The following is a 19864-nucleotide window of genomic DNA, read 5'->3' as shown; positions in this document are numbered from 1 at the left end:
ATCAGAACGCGAGTCGGTCCAGTACCCGGCGGAGCGGTCTGGCCGACTCCCCACTAGAGTGGACCGTGATAGTCGCGTGGTCGCTGTCGTCGATGACCGCCCGTGTCGCCCGTTCCTGTCGCGAGAGGCCGGCGGTGAGTCCCCCGTTACGGCCGTGTAACACGATGTTGGTCTCGGCGTCCGGCATCGATACCGCCGCCGAGAGCCCCGTGGGCGGTGTGAACGTTGCCTCGGTCGGCACGGAACAGGCCGCGACGAGATCGGCGTGGTACGCCTCGAGGACGTGTCGCTGTTCGGTCGAACTGCGCTCCGGGAGCGGGTAGACGAGTCGGAGGGAGGCATCCGTCGCGTCAGCGATGGCCGCACCTACGCGCACCTTCGTCGGGTCGTAGGGTCCCCGGGTGGCGACGAGCGTGACCGCCGCGACGTCGTCGAGGTCGTGGGTCTGGACCGCCAGCGTGTCACAGTCGGTCCGCTTCCGGATACGGTCGACGTCGCGCCTCAGGCGGCCGTCGCCGAACGTCGCGTCGCGGTCGACCAGCAACAGGTCGGCGTCGACGTCGGCGGCGGCGTTGGCGACCGCCCGCGCCGGGTGGTGACTGACCAGTTCAGCGTACTCGACGCGGGCGTCGACTCCCGCGGACAGTTCGTCCGTGCGCCGCTCGAACGCGACGTCCGACCCGGTCTGGACACTGGAGGCGTATCGCAGTGGGGTCTGGTCCGGCACCTCGTCGAACTGAACGGCCGCGACCCGTCCGTCCGCGGAGCACAGCGTCGACGCCAGTTCGAGCAGCGTCCGCTCGCTCTCCCGGTCGGCGTCCTCCGGGAGGGCGACCAGCACCGTCTCGTCGAGCGAATCGTCGAGCGCGGTCTCGGTCCGCTCGACCGCCTCCTGTCCGACGCTCTGTCGCATGGACTCGCGGATAGCGCCCTCGCGGGACACCCGTCGGCGGACGTACCACAGGTACCAGAGGGTACTTCCCGCGGTGATGACCGCGGCACCGACGATGGCGACGGTGCCCATCTGCGTGAGCAGGGCGAACCCGGTCAGCGCCCCGAACACCTGCGTCCACGGGTACAGCGGCGACTCGAACGACGGGTCGTAGGCGGCCGTGTCGCTCTCCCGGAACCCGACGAGTGCGACGTTTATCAGCGCGAACACGAGTATCTTGAACGCGCTCGCGAGCTTCGCTATCTCGAGAATGGGAACGAAGGCGATGAGGGTCAGCATCACGCCGCCGGTGAGCGTGATGGCGTTGACCGGCGTCGTGAACCGGTCGCTGACTTCACTGAGGCGGCTTGGCGCGAGTGCGTCGCGGGCCATCGCGAACGGGTAGCGGGAGGCCGAAAGGATGCCGGCGTTGGCGGTGCTCACGAGCGCCAGCAGGGCGGCGAGCACGACGGCGCCCACGCCGGCGACTCCCAGCGTCGCGTCGGCTGCGTCGGCGACGGGCGTCGAACTCCCGGCGACGGTCTCAAGCGGGACGACGCCGACGATGACGGCCACGATGAGTACGTACAGGAGCGTCGTGAACGCGAGCGACCCCAGCATGGCCAGCGGAATGACGCGGTCGGGGTCTTCGATCTCCTCGGCGACGCTCGATATCTTCGTCACCCCCGCGTAGGAGACGAACACGAGCCCCGTGGCGGCGAAGATGCCCTCGGCACCGTAGCTCCAGAGGCCGTCGTAGGCGGCCGTCTCGACGGCCGGCCCGCCGCCGACGACGAACCACGCCATCGCCGCCAGCATCACGGCGACGATGCCGACCTGAAGACGGCCGGTCTGTTCGGCGCCAACGACGTTGATCACGACCAGCAGGGCCGCCAGCGCGATCGCCACCGGTCGCACGGGCAGGTCGAACAGCAACAGGAGGTACGGGACGCCGCCGACGAGCGCGAGCGCACCCTTAAACGACAGGGAGAACCACGTCCCGACACCGGCGATGGTTCCGAGCAACGGCCCCATCGAACGCTCGATGTAGACGTACGTCCCGCCGGCCTCGGGCATGGCCGTCGCCATCTCGGCCTTGCTGAGCGCGGCCGGCAACACCAACACGCCCGCGAAGAAGTACGCGAGGACGACGCCTGCACCGGCCTCCTTGACCGCGAGTGCGGGCAGGATGAAGATGCCACTGCCGACCATCGCACCGATGGAGATGGCGACGACCGACGGGAGTCCGAGATCGCGTTCGAGGTCCTTCGGCATCGTTAGTCCCTGACGACGAGATCGAGGGTCGGTTCGAACCGCCGACGGGTCTCCGCGGCGAGGACCGGCGCCTCGGAGACGGTAGCAGTGGCGATATCGTCGAATGAGTTACACAAGTCGGGGTCGTCGACGAGGACCGTGACCTGACTCACGCCGAAGCGGGCCCGAAGCAACTGTGCGACCAACATCGTTCGACGGTCACACGTCAGGGCGACGACGGCGCCGTCAGCGTCGGTCGCATCGGCAGCGGCGAGTGTCTCGACCGCCGTCACGTCACCGACGGTCGGAGTCGTGCCATCCTCGCGGTTAGCGACGCTCTCGGCATCGGTGACGACGCCGACCGTCGCTATCGCGGTCAGTTCGCCGGCGATTTCGGCGCCGACGAATCGATCGGTGACGACCAGTACCGACGGCGGTCCTCTCTCTCGTGCGAGCGTGTCTCGGAGTTTCTGTCGGGACATCATGGTGGTTCACGACCGGTGGCCCGGCCGATACCAGCCAATAGTTCCGAGAAGCGATAAATGCCTAGCTTTTATTTCCGGTTCGGAAATGGAATGGCGGTGTGATCCCGTTACAGAATCATTCGTCGTCGAGTCCGTCGTGGCCGAAGCGGTGGAACGGGCGCGTGTACTCGTTGCGGATGATGTCCTCGTCGACGACTTCGAGTCCGACCTCGTTGAGGTCGCGTCCGATGCGGCTCAGGTCGTTCCCGTCGACGCCCACGACCTCGACGTGGACGTTGTCGGCACCGGTCATCACCTCACGGATGGCGACAACGCCCGGCACTTCGAGCGCGCGTCGCGCGATCTCCTCGCGTTCGTGTATCGGTGCGGTACAGATGATGAGCGTGTGTAGCTGGTACCCCGCCGCCTCGTAGTCGACGTCGACGTCGTAGCCGCGAATGACGCCCCGCTGCTCGAGTTTGTCGATTCGGTTTCGGACGGTCCGGGCCGAGACGTCACAGGACTCGGCTATCTCGCTCGCGGACGTGTGTCGGGCGTCGTTCTGCAGTTCGTGGATGATTCGCCGGTCGAGGTCGTCGATGGGGTACTCGCTGTCGGTCATGGCCATCGTTTGGACGGGTCATGATACAAACGTTCATGTTCTCTCACGCCACCGTGTCCGGTCGACCGAATCCCTCGACGGTGGCGCAGTCGAATAAACGGAGTTTAAGTCCGTCCCGGCAAAGAGGGGAGATATGGACGACCGCACCTACACGGCGGACGCCGAGCCCGGTGACGAAGTCACCGTCGCTGGCTGGGTTCACGAGATTCGTGACCTCGGTGGCATCGCGTTCCTCATCCTGCGAGACACGACCGGAAAGATTCAGGTCAAGTTCGAGAAAGACGAGATGGACGAGGACCTCGTGGAGACGGGACTGAACGTCCACCGCGAGTCCGTCATCTCCGTGACCGGCGCGGTCGAGGAGGAGCCACGCGCGCCCACCGGCGTCGAGGTCACGCCCCAGAGCGTCGACGTCATCGCCGAGGCCGACCCGGAACTGCCGCTCGACCCCTCCGGCAAGGTCGACGCCGAACTCCCGACCCGACTGGACAACCGCACGCTGGACCTCCGCAAGGACGAGGTCAAGGCCATCTTCGAGATTCGTGCCGAAGTTCTGCGCTCGGTACGCGAGGCTTTCCGTTCGCTGAACTGTACCGAGATCAACACGCCGAAGATCGTCGCCACGGGGACCGAAGGCGGCACCGAACTGTTCCCCATCACGTACTTCGGCCGCGAGGCGTTCATGAACCAGAGCCCGCAGCTGTTCAAACAGCTGATGGTCGGCTCCGGCCTCGAACGCGTCTTCGAAATCGGCCCGATCTTCCGCGCCGAGGAACACAACACGCCGCGGCACCTCAACGAGGCGACCTCCATCGACTTCGAGTCGGCCTTCTACGACCACACCGAGGCGATGGACGCCTGCGAACACGTCGTCAAGGCCGCCTACGAGGGCGTCGCCGAGAACTGCGCCGAGGAACTCGAAGCGCTCGGTCTCGAAGACGAGTTTGCGGCCCCCGAGGGCGACTTCCCGCGACTGACCTATCAGGACGCGCTGGACAAGATCAACGCCACCGGCGAACTCGACGAGCCGCTGGTCTGGGGCGACGACCTCTCGACGGAGGCCGAACACGTTCTCGGACAGGAGGTCGGCGAGCACTACTTCATTACCGACTGGCCAAGCGAGATCAAGCCGTTCTACATCAAGGACCACGACGACGACGAGGAGGTCTCGACCGGGTTCGACATGATGCACCCGTCGATGGAACTGGTCTCGGGCGGCCAGCGTGAACACCGCTACGAGCATCTGGTCGCCGGGTTCGAACAGCAGGGGCTGGACCCCGAGGCGTTCGAGTACTACACCAAGATGTTCAAGTACGGCATGCCGCCCCACGCCGGGTGGGGTCTCGGTGGCGAGCGCCTCGTCATGACGATGCTCGGACTGGACAACATCCGCGAAGCCGTGCTCTTCCCGCGTGATCGGCAGCGTCTGAGCCCATAGCGAGCGCCCAGCGACACGCGGGCAGTGAATATCTGAGGGCCAGCGGGAAACAGGCGAGTCTCGGGGACAGGTAGCTAAACAGAGGTTCCCAAACGGTCTCGCCTCTCAGTTCGTGTCTCGGAACGGTAGTGAAAAGCCGGCGGTTCGTTCCCGGAAGGTACTGGGTAGCGGTCCGTTCCGGACGCCGTCGACCGTCGCGACCGGATCGTTGGACGTACGCATCGGTGTTGTGACAGAGAGAGAAAACGGTGGGGGTCCGGACGGCTACTCGGGAAACAGTTCCTCTCGCCGCTCGATTGCGTCGATGCGCTCGACGTCGTCGCTGTCGAGTTCGAGGTCCGCCGCTGTGAGATTCGCGGCGAGGTGGGCCCGCGAGGACGCCTTCGGGATGGTGACGACGTTGTCGTGGGACGTGACCCACGCGATGCTGACGGCGGCGGGCGACGTGTCGTGTTTCTCGGCGATAGCCCGTATCGTCGGGTCGTCGAACACTCGCCCGCCCGCCAGCGGCGAGTACGCGACCAGCGGATAGTCGTGGCGCTGGGCGTCGGCAAGCAGTGCCTCCTGACGGAAGTACGGGTGGAACTCGACCTGATGTGCGGCGATAGTGTCGAGGTGGTCGCGGGCGGTCGCCAGTTGCTCGGGGTCGAAATTCGACAGACCGACGTGTGTGGTCAGGCCGGCCTCGCGAACGGCGTCGACGGCCGGCAGCGTCGTCTCGGGGTCGTAGTCGCCGCGCGGCCGGTGGACGTACAGCAGGTCCACGCTATCGAGTCCGAGGCGGTCGAGGCTCGCCTCGGTACCCGGTCGAACGTCGTCTTCGGCGAGGCAATCGATCCACAGTTTCGTCGCGACGGTCAGTGCATCGCGGTCGACGGGTGCCGAAGCGATACCGTCGCCGACGACGGTTTCGTTCTCGTAGACCTGTGCCGTATCGAGGTGCCGGTAGCCGACGTCGATAGCCGCCGCGACGGTGTCGGCGTCGTCGATACCCATCGTCCCCAGACCGACCGGTGGGAGGTCCATGGTCGCCACTCGGCCGACAGGGAAAAGGACGTGTCGGTCATACTGCTGGCTGTAACTTCGCGAAGAAAGTCACCACGCTGGGTGGCGAAACCGTTCGCGTGATTACAGCCGGCAGTATCAGAATTCGGTGCGGTCGCTGACGGCCGCGGCGTGTTCGGCCCACTTCTCGACGGTCGGTGACTCCCAGTACCGGACGGCTTCGCTCCGCTCGTCGAAGTCGATGATACCCAGCCGATGGAGTTCGGGCAGGTGCGTCTCTATCAGTTCGTCCTCGACTGACTCGACGTCCGTATCGGCCACCGGCAGACTGGTTTGTTTCCCTCGGTCGGCGACAGCGGTGGCAAGCGTCGTGACGTCGACGCCCGTTCCGTCACTGGTCGTGAGATAGCGACAGACCGCGCGTCGTCGCCAGTCCGACAGCGCCTCGAACACGTCGTCGATCATCGGTGTCGTGAGGCCCCGGTCCTCTGGAGTCATCCCACACCACGCTCGGTCCTGCTGTTCCGGGTCGGATGACTGGTCGCTCATGAGCACGTATGTAATGACAGGACAGTATCGGGCATCAACGCAACACCTAGTTCTCTAGGCACAGTCTGACGCCTACGCGACTGTGGAATACCGTGGTTAGAGGTCGAGCAATCCGTCCAGCAGATTCCGCTCGGCCCGTCGCAAGTGCTGATGGAGCGTCGGCGAGGAGATGTCGAGCGTGTCTGCCAGTTGTTCGGCCGTCGTATCCCGCGGCCACTCGTAGTACCCCGCGAGGTAGGCCGCTCTGAGGACCTCCAGTTGCCGGTCGGTCAACTGTTCCTGTAGCGGCGGTTGGTCCGTGACGGTCGTCGGTCGGCGCTCGCGTTCCCGTTTCGAGACGAGGGCGAAGCCGCTGAGTTGGGCCGAGAGCGTCTCCTGTATCGTCCGCGGGTCGCCGTCCGTCGGCGCCTCGACGACCAAGGTGAGTCGATTCGGGTCCGCGATGGCGTCGACGAGTCGCGCACCGACGTCCAAGAGCAGCGACTGATACGTGTCCGTCGTTTGGAACTCGACGACACCACTATCCCCGTCAGACCGGATGACCCGGCCGTCGAGTACCGGCTGGAACTCTAACAGGCTCTCGAGGACGTCCGCTGGCGGGGCTCCGTCGACGGTGAGGTACTGGAGAGCCTCCTCGCCGATATCGACGCTTCCGGCCGATTCGAGCCGACAGTCGTGTCGACGGGCCACGACGAGCGGGTACGCGTCCGGGTCTTCGGACTTGAACTCCATCTCGACGATCCGGTCGCGTGTCAGTAATCGTCTGTTCTGGACGGCGGTGAAGGCGAATCCGACTGTCTCGCCCAGAACCGTGAGGGCGTCGAGCGCTCTGGAGCTAAACGCTTCGGCCCGGTTCGCGTAGACGATGAGCGCGGCGTGGACGACGTCGTCGTGCCGGAGAGGGATGACCGCGGCCGAGCGGAAGTCCCGCGCCAGCGCCTCGTCGCGCCAGTCGTCCATCCGCTCGTCGGTCGCCACGTCGTGGATGACCTGCACCTCGCCGGTCCGGATAGCGGTCGTTCCGGGGTCGTTCGTCCGGTCGACGGGTTCCGCGAGTTCCTGGATGGTGTCGAGGTACCCCTCGTCGTTGCCCGCCGTCGTCTTCCGGGAGAGGGGCCCTCCCGTCCCGTCGCGCTCGCCGATCCACGCGAGTTCGTACAGGTCTGACTCGACCAGTCGGTTACAGACGGTCGTCTCGATTTCGTCCCGGGTCGCCGCCGTCCCGAGCGCTCGGATGACGTCCTGAATGAGGACGTGGACCCGCGTGAGCGTCACCAGTTCGTCGCGCTGTGTTTCGAGTTCTCGCTGGCGGTGCTTTTGTTCGGTGATGTCCTGATGGATGCCGACGGCTCGAATCGGGTCGCCGTCCTCGTCACGTTCGAACACCCGGCCCAGATCCCGTATCCACTTGTAGTCGCCGTCTTTCGTCCGCAGTCGGTGGTCGCACTGGTAGATGTCCGTCTCGCCTTCGAAGTGTGACTCGATGGCGTCCCAGGCGCGTTCGAGGTCGTCGGGATGGACCAGCTCCTCCCAGGTCTCTATCCGCTGATCGAGGTCCGACAGGGAGTACCCGAGCATCCCCACCCAGCGCTCGTCGAAGGAGACGTCGCCGGTCTCGACGTTCCAGTCCCAGACGCCCAGTTCGGCCCCCTCCAGCGCGAGTTCGAGGCGTTCGGTCGTTCGCACCAGTTCTCGTTCCCGATCCCGCTGCTCGGTGACGTCCCGGTAGAGCCAGAGGTTCGCCTCGCCGTCCGGCAGGTCGATGGGGAGGTAACTCCGCTGTACCGTCCGCCCGTCGCTCAGTTCGAGGTCTGTTCGGAGGTCGGCCGAGCGGGCCGCCAGCAACTGCTCTGTCTCGTCGAGGAAGCACTCGGGGTCAGCGAACTGCTGGCTCACGCGCTCGACGGCGACCGAACAGTCCGTGCCGACGAGGTCTTCGGCCGACCCGGGGATGTCGAAGATGTCGACGAGTCGCTGATTGGCCGTCCGTATCTCGCGGTCGTCGTCCTCGACGAGGATACCCACCGGGAGCGCGTCGAGTAACGTCGACAGGAGCGTGTTCGACTGTTCGAGTTCCTGTTCGTACTCCATCCGGTCCGTGATGTTCTGTGCGACGGTCATGCCCGAGACGACCGTCCCGTCGTCGTCGCGTATCGGTATCACCTGCACGTAGTAGTGGTCGCCCCGATACTCGTCGACGAACGCACTGGTCCGCCCCTCGAAGGCCGCTTCGTACGCCTCTTCGAGGAGCGACGCGTTCTCTGAGGGCAGCACCTCTCGTGGCGTCTTCCCGACGAAATCCGACGGTTCGAAACCGTGTGCTTCCAGGTCTTCGCCGCCCGCTTCCGTGTACCGGAACGCTTCGTCGAACAGGAACACCGTACCGTTCGGGAAGCGATCGACCAACCCTTCGAACAGTTTCGTGCGCTCCCTGAGTTGCCGCTCGCGTTCACGGCGCTCGGTGACGTCCCGGGCGACGCCGTTCAGACCGCGGTACGCGCCGCTGTCGTCTCGGAGCAGCGTGTAGTGGATGGATATCTCACGCTCCGTTCCGTCCTTACATCGGCAGGTGAGGTCGACGCTCGTGTCGTCGGCGTCGCTGGTGAGCAACTGTTCGATGGTCTGCTGGCCGTTCGCCAGCTCGCCGGGCGCGAGCGTCTCGGCCGCGTGTGTGCCGGTCAGTTCGGACGGGTCGTAGCCCAGCATCGCTGCGAACGACTCGTTACAGTAGTCGATGACGCCGCGTTCGTCGAGCGTATACAGGCCGTCCTGAGCCTGCTCGGTCAGCATTTCGAGCAGCGACAGTCTGGCCTCCCGACGGGCCTCTGGCGTGACGTCGGTGATCTCGAAGAGTCGGAGCGATCCGGCGGCGTCCGGCAGGTCGTACCCCCGGAACTGGAGGTACCGCTCGCCCCGGGCCGTCTCGGCCCGAACCGTTACCGGGTCCGTCGGGTCCGAACGGAGCCTGTCCGCCACGTCCCCGGCCGCGGTGTCGGACGCGAGCGTCGCCACCGCGTCGTAGACGTTCGCCGTCTCGAAGTCGAGGCCCGGGACGTCTTCGACGGAGCCGCGCGACCAGACTGGGTCGCCCGCGTCGTCGACCAGTAGCGTCAACTCGCCCTCGTCGGCGCGGCTCTCGACGTCGTCGACCGCCGCCTGGAGAGCGTACGTCGACCGGTCTGCCACCGACTCGGTGACGCTGACGACTTTCTCGGCGAGGAAGGCCCCGTGTGTGCTGGGGCCCTTTTCGACCACTGTCGTCGCCGCACCCAGCAATGCATCGTCGACGGCCGCCGGGTCCCGTGCCGAATACAGTATCACGGGACAGTCGAACGTCTCGACGAGGTGGTCGGCCGCTTCGATACCGACAGGGTCGACGACGAGACACGCCGGTGGTCTCGACGCGCCGACGTCGAGTGCCGCATCGGAACTCCCGACGGCAGCGACGTCGACGTCCGGTCGGTGGTCGGTCATCCCGGTCCGTGTTCGCTCGCGTGTCGCGGCGTCGGCATCGACGTACAGAACGGTGCTGCGCTCGGTCTGCTGGCTGTCCGCAGCAACGGTCCGAGGCTGAGAGTGCTCTGTCATGCAGTAGTCCGCCGTCGCGTGTTGGGCGTACCCACCACCTCCCCCAACTATATACTGTCGGTCAATTTATCCGAATCGATAGTCGAATCGCCCGAGGACGGCGCGTGCTATCGACTCTCGCCGGCGGCCTCGGCGACGCTCGTCAGCGTCAGCCACGTGTTACACCCCGCCCGGAGCGCGACGAGGTCGGTGGCCGTGACGGTACACTCCAGTGTCGCGCCGTCGCGGGTCAGCGTCGCCGTCGTCCGGTCGCCGTCGATGGCACCCAGTTCCGGGCGGAGGCTCCGCTCGACGCGGCGTGCGCGCTCTTCGTCTGGGTAGTCGAGCGTGAGAATCGTTCGGTGTGTGTCCGTCACTTGACGTCGATTTCTTTGACGTCGGGCGACCGCTCTTTCAGCAGAACGCGGTGACCACAGTACGGACAGCGGACGCCACCGTACTCGTCGAGTGTTACGTCGCGCTTACAGCGTGAACACTTGTAGCTCATACCAGATATGTGGGGCGTCGAGGCCCTTTATTCCTCGTCTTCGGCCAGCGCGGCGCGGATCGAACGGCGGACGGTCTTGCCACCGGGCGTCTGGGGCTTGTAGCTCCCGCCGGTGTACTTGTAGTCACAGTAGCTACACTGCCAGATACCGGTTCCCTGCCGGTCGACGCGGTCCTCGCCGCAGTTCGGGCAGGCGTGGTCCTCGTTCATCTCCGACTCGATTTCTGCGACGCGGCGGCGGGCGACGCGACCGTAGCGAGCGCCGAATCGACCGGCGCTCCCGGTTCGCCCTCTCTTGTTGGCCATAGTACTCTCTGGTCGGCCCAGCGTCCACATAAGCCCTTCGAGACGGACGTAAACTGAACTGCGTCAGGCACTCACACCCGCGGCGGCCCACCGAGCGGTGGAACCGTGGCCACAGCGACTAACCGTCGCCATGACAAACGATGCTGGTGCTATGGACGAAGCACTCGAAGTCGTCGAAGTCGTCGCAGACTCCGAACTCGAGGGTGTCGTCACATGGCTACTGCGCCTCGTCGGGCTCGTCGCACTGCTCGCGGGGCTCGGGCTGTGGCTGTTCACCGAGATGGGGCTGCTCGTGCTCCCGGCGTTGCTCATGTTCGTGGGCGCCGTCCTGCTGGTGGCACCGAGCGTCCTCCTGCTGGCCGCAGAGCTAGCGTAGGGAGAGCCACATCCATTACCGTCGACGCCGAACGACCAGCGATGGCAGTGACAGACCGGCTCCGGACCCGCCTCACAGCGGTCGCCCCGGCGACCAGCGGCCGCCTCACGGAAGCCGAGTTTCTGCTGGCCGGGCGACCGTCGGCGCCCTCGGCGCCACTGCGCTGTGGGTCGTCCTCGTGGGCGCGTTTTCGGGCACGACGGTCCTGCACGGCCCGGACGCCGTGCGTTTCTCCGACGCGATGTTCGTCTGGGGGGCGGTCAACGGCACGGCGATGGGCCTGACGCTGACCGGTCTCGCGGGACTCGTCCCCGAACCGCTGGCGTTCTGGCACGCGTGGGTCGGCGCCGCCGCGGTGGGGTACTGCTGGACGGCCGGCTTGTTAGAAGGTACCGGGCACGCCGACCGGGGCCGGGCCTACCTCGTCTCGGGCGTCGTCGCATTGGCCCCCCTCCTCATCGGCAGCGTGCGGTTCTCGCTGGTCGAACCGGTCGCCTTTCTCCTGTTGGGAGCCCTCCACGTCGTCCCACCCGTCTTCGACGCCCGACGGCGGTCGTAGCACTATCGAACCGCGCGCGAAGCGACGGCGTCAGTCCTGTAACTCGGCGTCCCGCAGCGCTTCGTTCAGGTCGTCCCGGACGTGTTCGCCGAGTTCCCGGTCGCCAGCCGTCGTGACGACGCGGTTCTCCTGTACGCTCGACCCGTCGCGGATGAGTACCCGGACGTTGCCGTTGGCGTCCGCACGCGTCGCTTTCGCCCGGACGCCGGTCCGGGACCCCGACCCGCCGGCGTCGATGGGGCCGGGGATGACCTTCTTGACGTGGGGGTGGCCCGCGACGGTCTGGATGACCCGCTGGCCGGTTCGACCGCCGATGAGCGTCGAGTGACTCCCGCCCAACTTCTCGGCCGGCGCGGCGTCGACGACTTCCAGCGCGGGTTCGCCCTGTCGGTCCAGCACCCGCTGGACGGGGTCGTCGCCCTCGACGCGGAAGAACTCGTGGTGTAACTGGCCTCGGACGGCGGCGATGACGTCCCGGTCGCCGGTGACGTACACCTCCTCCGGGCGCTTGCGCCGCACTTCGTCGGCGACGAGGCCGGCGAAGTTGCGCAACTCGACGACACTCTTCTCGTCGCTGCCGTCGCCCTCCGGCGTCGTCGTCACCGTCCGTTGGCCGACGACGGACTCGTCGGCGATACAGGAGACGGTCGCCCGGTCGCGGCCGAGTTCGAGGACGACGGCCTCGGTGTTGGCAGTGTGACAGACCAGACAGTAGTCGCCCGGTCGGTCGAGTGGCGTCGCACACTGCCGGCAGTCCATGCGTGGGTGTAGGGGCGCTCGGCCGGATAAGCCAGACGGTTCGCGTTCCCTACGCGTCCGGGTCCGTCTTGCGGAACTCCCGTAAGAGGACCGTCGCGTAACTGCCCTTCGGGAGCGCAAAAGAGAACGTCAGGTCGTCGCCGTCGCGGTCGACGCCGAGGTCCGTCCGGACCATAATCGCTCGACGGGTACCCTCGCTGTCGAACTCGCCCGGCAGATCGAAATCGCCCGGTTCGAGCCCCACGTCGGCAAGCACGTCGCGCTCTATCTCGCCGGGTTCGCCCGCGGCCAGTTCCGTCTCGGTGCCGACCAGCGGTGCCGTGACGAACGCCCGGCCGCGCTCGCAGTGTCGCTCGACGGTCCGCAGGCGTTGCTCGGTCACGCGCTGGGTGCGGTCGGGGTCCGGGAGTCGCAATCCCTCGGGAGCGTCACTATCGGCGAAACACACTGCGTCGCCCTCGACGGGGCGGTCGAACGGCAGCCCCCGTTCGAGTCGCGCAGAGAGGATGCGGTTGAAGACGTAGGACTGGGCGGCGTTGACGAACAGCGTCTGGAGGTTCGTCGGCAGCGTTTCGACGGCTTCACGGAAGTCCTCGGGCGACTCGGCACCGTTCTCGACGAGCGTGTGACACATCGACCGCTCGTAGCCCAGCGCCCGCGGCAGGCGGTCCAGCGCACCTTCCCAGTCACGGGTCTCGTCGACGTAGGACCGGGCGGCCTGCGTGGCCTCGGGTTCGCGCTCGTGCGGGTTGCCGACGTAGGCGAGCACCGCCCCCTCCCAGTCCTCGCGGACGATTGCGAGGCCGACCTCGTGGGTGACTGGACGGCGCGACCCGAACCGCTGCTGGCCGAAGTAGTTCGGGACGCCGACGGTCGACTCGCCGTCGGGGAGCGAGTCGGCGTCACTGTCCTCGGGACCGCCGTCTCGCGGTTCGGTCCCCTCACCGCCCGCGAACGCCCGCAGGTCCGCCAGTACGCTCGCGGCGTTCGCCGCGTTTTCCGTGTCACGCACCACGATGTCGAAGGCGTTGCCGGCAAGGTCACCGAAGAGGACCGGCCGGCCGGCGCGGCCAACTACCTCGACATCCGTCCCGTCCACGTCGGGCACGTCGTCGGCGTCGATGCCCTTCACCGAGAACAACTGCCGGGTGACCGCCCGCTTGTCCTTCGTCCCGGCCCACGAGACGCGCTCGCGAGAGATTCCGAGTCGGTCGGAGAGCGCGCTCGCGAAGTCGTTCGTGTCCCAGTTGTGTAACTCGACGCGGAGGACCAGATGGGGGTAAGCGCCGGTATCGGCGTCGACGGGCGACGTATCGAACGCCTCCAGTTCGGTGACACGGAAGTCCTCGGGGCTCGCTCGCAGGTGGCCGCCCACGCCGTCGGCGTCGCTGACGTAGTACTCCATGCCGACCACTCGCTCGATGGGGTGGGCCTCGCGCATTGGTGCCCTGTTCGTCGGGCCGGGTTTAGCGTTGGCGTTCGTCGTCGGTCACGCGTAGGCCTCGAACTCCTCGCCGAAGACGAGGAAGTACGCGACGCCGACGACGCCGACCGCCGTCGCGACGCCGAAGGCCAGTTCCGGGCCCGCTCGGAGTGCGAACTCGGGGAGCGCGAGTGGGCCAACGGCCTCGGGGAGCGAGAGGGTCCACTCGCTCCCGTAGAGCCAGCCACCCAGCGCCGCGCTGGGGATGACGAGCGTGTTCCGGACGAGGTAGTACGTCCCGGTGACCCGGCCGCCGGCGTTCCGTTCGGCCGGGCCGACGATGAGCGCCTTGTGCGCGGGCAGGCCCGCAAAGCGGAGGCCCGAGTACGCAAAGAGCAAGAGCAGTATCCACTGGTCCGCCGGTGCGTAGATGAGCACCAGCGGGAAGATGGCATACACCGAAAAGCCAAGCGCGACGGCGGGTTTCAGCCCGGCGTACTCGGCGAGTTTCGAGACGGGGGCCATCGAGAGGATGGCGACGACCATCTCCACGCCGAGGAGGACGCCGAAGAAGGCGTCGGGCCGAAGCGAGAGGCCGAATCCGGAGAACCCGACCGAGAGGAAGTCCGTGACGACGATGACGAAGAAGACGTACACCATGCCGTTGGCAAAGCGGACGAGCGTGTCGGCGACGAGCAGGGGGCGGAGCGTCATCGGCATCCCCCGAAGGTCGTCGATAACCTGTGCTACCCCCTCGAAGGATTTGCCTAACGTGTCCTCGCTAGCGTCATAGAGGACGTGCTGGGCCACCGTCGCCACCGCGCCACAGGCAATCGCGACGAGCAAGACGAGTTGGAAGCCGCCGACGAACGTCGCCGAGACGGCGAGTAAGCCCGCCGCCAGCAACGGACCGATGAGAAAACCCAGTCGTCGGAACACCTCGGTGCTGGCAAAGCCCATCGCCAGTCGGGCCGGCGGGACGCTCTGCTTGACGATCGCGAACGTCGCGCCGAGGCCGAACGACTTCCACGCTTGGGCCAGAAACAGGCCGACGAAGACGAACGCCCACGCGGGGACGGTCACCGGACCGACAGCGACGGTGCCGACGACGGCGGCGAGGTACCAGACGCCGAACCCGAGCGTCGCCAACACGGCGAAGGCCGTGAGCGCGAACCGGGAGCCGAGGCGGTCCGAGACGGCCCCGCCGGGGTAGGGGTAGACGGCGCTGATGAGGTTGCCGACGCTGCCGTAGAGACCGATGACGCCCGCGCTCGCGCCGAGGAGCCGCATGTACTCGGGGACGTAGCGACTGGTCATCTGAAAGGCGAGCGAGAACGCAAGCATCGACAGCGAGAGGACGAGGACGTCCCGTTCCAGCGCGAAGAACTGCCGGAACGCGTCGAGCAGGTCGACGTCCTCGTCGGCGTGGTCCGTAGCCATCGACTGGAGTCAGACGCGGGTCGCACTTATAGCCATGAATCCCGGCGTGGTAGTGACTATATATCCCCCCGCAGAGATGCAGAGCGGATCGGTGCAGCGGGTTAGCAACGGCATAACGAGGGTCGTCGGTCGCTCATCATCGGACGAGGGGTACCGTGACAAAACCCGAATCAGAACACAGACGCGACGACATGGGGGAGCGCGTCGAGCGGTGGCGCGAGAGCGACGTAGTGATTACCGAATTCAGCGGCCGCACCGTGGCCTACTGTCCCGACGCCGAAGAGGCGTGGATATGCGGGTGGGTCGAGGTGCCGCGATAGGCGTCGCTCGCCACCGGAGCCGAAAACGCAGAGAGAACTCCTGACGCGGTCAGACCGCCGACTCGTAGTCGTCGAAGCGGTCGATTTCGACGCCGTCGGTGGTAATCTCTGCGAGGACGATACCGTTCCCAGAGCCAGTGTCACGCTCTGCAGCCGCCTGCACGGCGCGGATAGCCAGTGCGCGAGCGTCTTCGAGACTCATCTCGGGGTCGTACTCGCCCTCGATGGTCCCAGTCGCGACCATGGTCCCGGAGCCAGTGACGGTGTACTCGTCCTGCAGGACGCCGCCGGCCGGGTCGATGCTGTAGACGTGGCTGCCCTCCTCGTCGACCCCGCCGATGATGGGGTTGATGGCGAAGAACGGGCCGCCGCGGGCGAAGTTGCCCGCCAGCGTCGCCAGCGCGTGGATGGAGAGCGGTTCGTCGCGGCGGACCTCGTAGAGGTTCGCCTCCGAGCGCAGCGAGCGGATGAACGACTGTGCACCGCCGACGCTGCCGACCAGCGTCATGGCGGCCGTCGGGTGGATCTGCTCTACCTTCTGGACGTTCTTGTTCGAGACGAAACGGCCGCCCAGCGAGGCGCGGCGGTCCGTCGCGATGAGGACGCCTTCCTCGGTACTGATACCGACGGTGGTCGTCCCCGTTTTGGTGACCGTCTCCTCGTCGCGGCCGCCGTCGTCGTTCGGTAGCGTGCCGACTTCGGGTTCGTAGGCGTCGGTGAGACGCTCCTCAGGGTCGTACATCATTCGTCACCTCCGAGTTCGAACTCCTCGATACGACCGGCGATGTCGTCCTCGGCGAGTTTGGTGAACTGCTCGCTCTCGACGTCGACGGTGGCGATGTCGACACCGGTGGCGTCGAGGCCGTCGTCGTTGACCGACGCGAGGGCCTGTAGCGCCAGTTCGACGCCACTTTCGAGGTCCATCTCGTCGGCGTACTCGTCTTCGAGGAACGTCTGGAGTTCCTCGCGAGACCCGCCGATAGCGACGGCCTGCCACTCGTAAGGCGTTCCCGAGGGGTCCGTCTCGAACAGGCGCGGTTCGCCGTCCTCGATGCCGCCGACCAGCAGGGCGACACCGAACGGGCGTGCGCCGCCGGTCTGGGTGTACTGCTGGATGTAGTCGGTGACCTCCTTGGTCAACGACTCGACGCTCGCCGGTTCGTCGTAGCGGAGGCGGTTGACCTGTGCCTGCCGCCGGGCGACGTCGATGAGCTGGCGGGCGTCGGCGACGTGGCCGGCGCTCGCGACGCCGACGTGGTCGTCGATTTCGTGAATCTTCTCGATGCTGTCGCGCTCGATGAGCGGGGAGCGGGCGTGACGGTCGGCCGCCAGCACGACGCCGTCGGCCGTGCGGACGCCGACACTCGCGGTCCCTCGCTTGACTGCCTCACGAGCGTACTCGACCTGATAGAGGCGCCCGTCCGGCGAGAAGATGGTTATCCCGCGGTCGTACGCCTGTTGTTCGTTTCCTTGCATTGTGTGTGCTCTGTTGTTCACCTGAGGTTAGGGCTTCTAGTATATAACTACATCGCCGGTATCGTCTCCGCTGCCCTCAGTACAGCGAGAGGTCGCCGGTGACGCGGTCCACCGACTCGTCCTCGGCCGGCCCCACCGCGAGGGCGGTGACCGTGCCGGGGTCCAGTTGCGTGTGGCCGGCGTCCCTGACGATGGCATGCGGCAGGCCTTCGCGCTCGGCGACGTCGGCGAGTTCGAACAGTTCGGACTCGCTCGTCGCCTTCAGGACCACCTTCTTCTGACCCTCGCCTTTCCAGGCGTTGCGGGCCGTCCGACCGGCGTCCTCGTAGGCCGACAGCGAGGCGTGGGCGACCTGTGCGGCGAGTTTGCCCTCGCCCATACCGATATCGGCCCGGGCGACGATGGCCTGCTTCATATCCCACACGTAGCGACCCTGACTTAAACCCCCGTCGGAGCACCCGTGCGGTTGCACATACCACAGGGCACTTACCGTATGGGTGTGCACTCCCCGGGGATGCCCTCCACCGTCACGACGTTCGTCGCACGACCGGGCGCGTTCTTCGAGCGGCGAGCGGACCGACTCAGCGGCTTTCGTGGGGCCGGACTCGCGGCCGCGCTCGCGCTCCTGTTGACCACCGTTCTCGGCGTCGCGCTTCGCCTGTTCAGCCAGCAGTTCACCGGGACGACCACCGTCGACAACCCGGCCTATCCCGGCGACGTGTTCTGTGAGGACGGCGTCGGCGGGATGACCCCGAGTGGCTGTGACGAACCAGCCACGATGACCGTCGAGATCAGCTCGTTGCTCTGGCAGGAGATAGCCGACAGGCTCCCGTGGCTGTTCGTCGGCCTCCTGTTCGTCTGGTTCGGCCTCGCCGTTGCACTCCACGTCGGCGCGTGGCTGGGCAGCGGCACCGGCCGGTTCGGCGAGAGCATGGAAGTCGCCGCGTGGGGTCTCGTACCGACGGTAGTCGTCACGGGCGTGGCCGGTGTCGCGCTGGTCTACTTCGCCACGCAGGCCGACCTCGCCGGTGCGACCCCGGAGACGCTCCTCTCGGAAGTCAGAACGCTCCAGTCGGGCGTCTCCGGGTTGACGTTCCTCCTGATTCAGATCGCGGGGGCGGCCTGGCAGGCGTACGTCTGGGCCGCCGGCCTGCGCGTCGCCCACGAACTCAGCCGTCGGGCGGCAGTGGTCGTCGCCGTGGTAGTGGCGACCGTTCCAGTGGTGCTCTCGTAGGGCGACGGCGGTTACTCGACTCGCGCGTCGGCCTCGGTGAGCGTCTCGTCGTCGTGGCGGACGCTGACCTCGAACCGGGTGCCTGCAGGGACCGATTCGAAGTCCATCGTCACGGCGAACGTCCCGTCGTCCCCTACCGTCGCCGTCCGCTGGTGCAGGAAGGGCGTACTCGACCCGGTACTCTGCGCGCGGACCGTGACGTTCGTGCCGGGTTCGAGGTCGGTCGTCCCGCGAATCGTCTGGTCCGTGGCGCTCCGGACGGTGAGGTTCTCGCCGCCGTAGTCGAGTCGCGTGCCGGCGACAGACGCGTCGTCACTGTCGGCAGCCGTCGCCCCCGGCACGTACACGACCTGTGCCGTCCGGTTCGTCAGTTCCTCGCCGTCGTGGCGGACGCTGACGGTCGCTGTCGCGTTCTCGGGGACGCCCGAGAGATCGGCCGGCACGGCGAACGTGCCGTCGTCCCGGACCGTCGTCTGTTGCTGATAGATGAACGGGCTGTCGCCGCTATCGCTCTTGATGCGAACGGTCACCGTGGCCCCGGCGGCGACGTCCGTCGCACCTTCGATCGACTCGTTCGACCGCGTTTCGAGGACGAGCGAGTCGTTCACCGGATAGACGACGGTGCCGTTCACGTCCGTGGGTGCCGTCTCGTCGGTGGCCGGCGCGTCGGCGGGTCCGTTCGTCTGTCCGGAGAGCGCCGGCAGTACGAACAGGCCACCGGCGACGAGGACGGCACTGACGGCGACGGCGCTGACGATAGCGGTTCGCCGGGTGGTCATACGCACGCCTCCCGAGGGGTCGGTCTGTCGATGGGCCTGTGCGACGCCTCGCGAGTGGAGGGTGGGCGGCTAGCTGGCATGCACTCGACGCTACGTCCGGGGTTGAAAAACCCTCGACGAATGCTAAAAGCAGCGTTGAACAGCCCCGGCGACCGACCGCGCTGGTGGCTTCGAGACGGGACGCTTTAGGTATCCCGCGCCGGTACGTCGGGTAATGATACTCTCCGACGCGGACATCGAGCGCCGACTCCGCGAGGGCGACCTCGTCGTCGAACCGCTCGACGACCCCGACATCCAGATTCAGCCAGCCAGCGTCGATCTCCGACTCGGTCAGGAGTTTCTGGAGTTCCAGCACGCCAACATCCCGTGTATCCACCCCAACGCCGAGGCCGAGGTGGCCGACTACGTCGACGAGACCGAGATCGCGGAGGACGGCGAATACATCCTCCATCCCGGCGACTTCGTCCTCGGGACGACCCACGAACGCGTCGAGATTCCCGACGACCTCATCGCCCACGTCGAGGGCCGGTCCTCACTGGGCCGACTGGCTATCGTCGTCCACGCGACGGCGGGCCTCTGTGACCCCGGCTACAAGGGCCAGATAACCCTCGAACTGTCGAATCTCGGCACCGCCCCGGTCGCGCTCACCCCGGGCATGCGAATCTCTCAGCTCACCTTCACCGAACTCAAGACGCCCGCCGAGCGCCCGTACGGGTCCGACCGCGGCTCGAAGTATCAAGACCAGACCGGGCCACAGGCGAGCAAGATACAGGGGGACAGGGAGTTCGGAGGCGACCAATGAGGACCGACCCCTGCGGCGTCGTGTCCGCGTCTCGGCTGCGAGCGAGTGTGTT

General features: G+C 66.7%; 22 protein-coding genes. 6 read left to right on the top strand and 16 right to left on the bottom strand.

The window, feature by feature from the left end; translation table 11 throughout:
• Nucleotide 1 precedes the first annotated feature (1 nt).
• From G9465_RS07150 to G9465_RS07140, 3 genes are all read right to left on the bottom strand, one after another.
• Nucleotides 2–2206, bottom strand: a complete 2205-nt coding sequence (locus tag G9465_RS07150) for an APC family permease (RefSeq protein ID WP_166968504.1) — start codon at nt 2204–2206, stop codon at nt 2–4.
• A gap of 2 nt (nt 2207–2208) precedes the next feature.
• The gene (locus G9465_RS07145) at nt 2209–2667 is read right to left on the bottom strand and encodes an NAD-binding protein (protein ID WP_166968503.1); all 459 of its coding nucleotides are present in this window, start codon (nt 2665–2667) and stop codon (nt 2209–2211) included.
• 118 nt (nt 2668–2785) lie between these two features.
• Nucleotides 2786–3271, bottom strand: a complete 486-nt coding sequence (locus tag G9465_RS07140; RefSeq protein ID WP_166968502.1) for an Lrp/AsnC family transcriptional regulator — start codon at nt 3269–3271, stop codon at nt 2786–2788.
• Between the two features lie 133 nt (nt 3272–3404).
• On the opposite strand from G9465_RS07140, the gene aspS reads away from it, so the two are divergent.
• On the top strand, nt 3405–4709 hold the full coding sequence (gene aspS / locus G9465_RS07135; protein WP_166968501.1) for an aspartate--tRNA(Asn) ligase: 1305 nt from the start codon (nt 3405–3407) through the stop codon (nt 4707–4709).
• Nucleotides 4710–4973: 264 nt separating this feature from the next.
• On the opposite strand, the gene G9465_RS07130 is transcribed toward aspS, so the two are convergent.
• The 6 genes from G9465_RS07130 to G9465_RS07105 form a co-directional block, all read right to left on the bottom strand.
• Nucleotides 4974–5735: an aldo/keto reductase gene (locus G9465_RS07130; protein ID WP_166968500.1), complete on the bottom strand. Its 762-nt coding sequence runs from the start codon at nt 5733–5735 to the stop codon at nt 4974–4976.
• A 117-nt stretch (nt 5736–5852) separates the two neighbouring features.
• A complete protein-coding gene (locus tag G9465_RS07125; protein WP_166972946.1) occupies nt 5853–6212 on the bottom strand; it encodes an ArsR family transcriptional regulator in 360 nt (119 codons plus the stop codon).
• Nucleotides 6213–6359: 147 nt separating this feature from the next.
• Nucleotides 6360–9851 carry a PAS domain S-box protein gene (locus G9465_RS07120; protein ID WP_166968499.1) on the bottom strand — a complete coding sequence of 1164 codons (3492 nt, stop codon included), beginning with the start codon at nt 9849–9851 and terminating at the stop codon, nt 6360–6362.
• Nucleotides 9852–9958: 107 nt separating this feature from the next.
• Entirely contained in the window at nt 9959–10207 is a 249-nt protein-coding gene (locus G9465_RS07115) for a KEOPS complex subunit Pcc1 (RefSeq protein WP_166968498.1), read from the bottom strand.
• A complete protein-coding gene (locus tag G9465_RS07110) occupies nt 10204–10338 on the bottom strand; it encodes a DNA-directed RNA polymerase subunit P (protein ID WP_166968497.1) in 135 nt (44 codons plus the stop codon). The genes G9465_RS07115 and G9465_RS07110 overlap by 4 nt, the downstream gene beginning before the upstream one ends.
• A 27-nt stretch (nt 10339–10365) precedes the next feature.
• Complete coding sequence (locus G9465_RS07105) at nt 10366–10644, bottom strand: 50S ribosomal protein L37ae (RefSeq protein ID WP_166968496.1); 279 nt, start codon at nt 10642–10644, stop codon at nt 10366–10368.
• A gap of 130 nt (nt 10645–10774) precedes the next feature.
• Between G9465_RS07105 and G9465_RS07100 the strand changes: the two genes are divergently transcribed.
• On the top strand, nt 10775–11020 hold the full coding sequence (locus tag G9465_RS07100; protein ID WP_227015747.1) for a hypothetical protein: 246 nt from the start codon (nt 10775–10777) through the stop codon (nt 11018–11020).
• A gap of 178 nt (nt 11021–11198) precedes the next feature.
• Nucleotides 11199–11579 carry a hypothetical protein gene (locus tag G9465_RS07095; protein ID WP_166968495.1) on the top strand — a complete coding sequence of 127 codons (381 nt, stop codon included), beginning with the start codon at nt 11199–11201 and terminating at the stop codon, nt 11577–11579.
• Nucleotides 11580–11609: 30 nt separating this feature from the next.
• Here the strand turns inward: G9465_RS07095 and G9465_RS07090 are convergent, their stop codons facing one another.
• Genes G9465_RS07090 through G9465_RS07080 form a run of 3 tightly spaced genes read right to left on the bottom strand, consistent with a single transcriptional unit; the run spans nt 11610 to nt 15201 of the window.
• Nucleotides 11610–12338, bottom strand: a complete 729-nt coding sequence (locus G9465_RS07090; protein WP_166968494.1) for a DUF2103 domain-containing protein — start codon at nt 12336–12338, stop codon at nt 11610–11612.
• A 49-nt stretch (nt 12339–12387) separates the two neighbouring features.
• Entirely contained in the window at nt 12388–13779 is a 1392-nt protein-coding gene (gene truD, locus G9465_RS07085) for a tRNA pseudouridine(13) synthase TruD (RefSeq protein ID WP_166968493.1), read from the bottom strand.
• Between the two features lie 48 nt (nt 13780–13827).
• On the bottom strand, nt 13828–15201 hold the full coding sequence (locus G9465_RS07080; RefSeq protein ID WP_166968492.1) for an MFS transporter: 1374 nt from the start codon (nt 15199–15201) through the stop codon (nt 13828–13830).
• A gap of 155 nt (nt 15202–15356) precedes the next feature.
• Here G9465_RS07080 and G9465_RS07075 point away from each other — a divergent pair, with 155 nt between their 5' ends.
• On the top strand, nt 15357–15521 hold the full coding sequence (locus G9465_RS07075) for a hypothetical protein (protein WP_166968491.1): 165 nt from the start codon (nt 15357–15359) through the stop codon (nt 15519–15521).
• A gap of 49 nt (nt 15522–15570) precedes the next feature.
• On the opposite strand, the gene psmB is transcribed toward G9465_RS07075, so the two are convergent.
• The 3 genes from psmB to pth2 all read right to left on the bottom strand — a co-directional run bounded on the left by psmB (nt 15571) and on the right by pth2 (nt 17412).
• The gene (gene psmB, locus G9465_RS07070; protein WP_166972942.1) at nt 15571–16263 is read right to left on the bottom strand and encodes an archaeal proteasome endopeptidase complex subunit beta; all 693 of its coding nucleotides are present in this window, start codon (nt 16261–16263) and stop codon (nt 15571–15573) included.
• Nucleotides 16263–16997 (bottom strand): archaeal proteasome endopeptidase complex subunit alpha, encoded by a 735-nt coding sequence (gene psmA / locus G9465_RS07065; protein ID WP_166968490.1) that lies wholly within the window; start codon nt 16995–16997, stop codon nt 16263–16265. Before psmA ends, psmB begins: the two co-directional genes overlap by 1 nt.
• Before the next feature lie 76 nt (nt 16998–17073).
• Entirely contained in the window at nt 17074–17412 is a 339-nt protein-coding gene (gene pth2, locus G9465_RS07060; protein WP_166968489.1) for a peptidyl-tRNA hydrolase Pth2, read from the bottom strand.
• A gap of 99 nt (nt 17413–17511) precedes the next feature.
• On the opposite strand from pth2, the gene G9465_RS07055 reads away from it, so the two are divergent.
• Nucleotides 17512–18231: a Yip1 family protein gene (locus G9465_RS07055; RefSeq protein WP_227015746.1), complete on the top strand. Its 720-nt coding sequence runs from the start codon at nt 17512–17514 to the stop codon at nt 18229–18231.
• A gap of 11 nt (nt 18232–18242) precedes the next feature.
• Here the strand turns inward: G9465_RS07055 and G9465_RS07050 are convergent, their stop codons facing one another.
• Nucleotides 18243–19010 (bottom strand): BGTF surface domain-containing protein, encoded by a 768-nt coding sequence (locus tag G9465_RS07050; RefSeq protein WP_166968487.1) that lies wholly within the window; start codon nt 19008–19010, stop codon nt 18243–18245.
• Between the two features lie 214 nt (nt 19011–19224).
• Between G9465_RS07050 and dcd the strand changes: the two genes are divergently transcribed.
• Nucleotides 19225–19812 carry a dCTP deaminase gene (gene dcd, locus G9465_RS07045; RefSeq protein ID WP_166968486.1) on the top strand — a complete coding sequence of 196 codons (588 nt, stop codon included), beginning with the start codon at nt 19225–19227 and terminating at the stop codon, nt 19810–19812.
• Nucleotides 19813–19864 lie beyond the last annotated feature (52 nt).

The sequence above is a fragment of the Haloarcula sp. JP-L23 genome, assembly GCF_011602445.1.
Lineage (GTDB): Archaea > Halobacteriota > Halobacteria > Halobacteriales > Haloarculaceae > Haloarcula > Haloarcula pellucida.
This window is presented reverse-complemented; position numbering and strand designations above follow the sequence as displayed.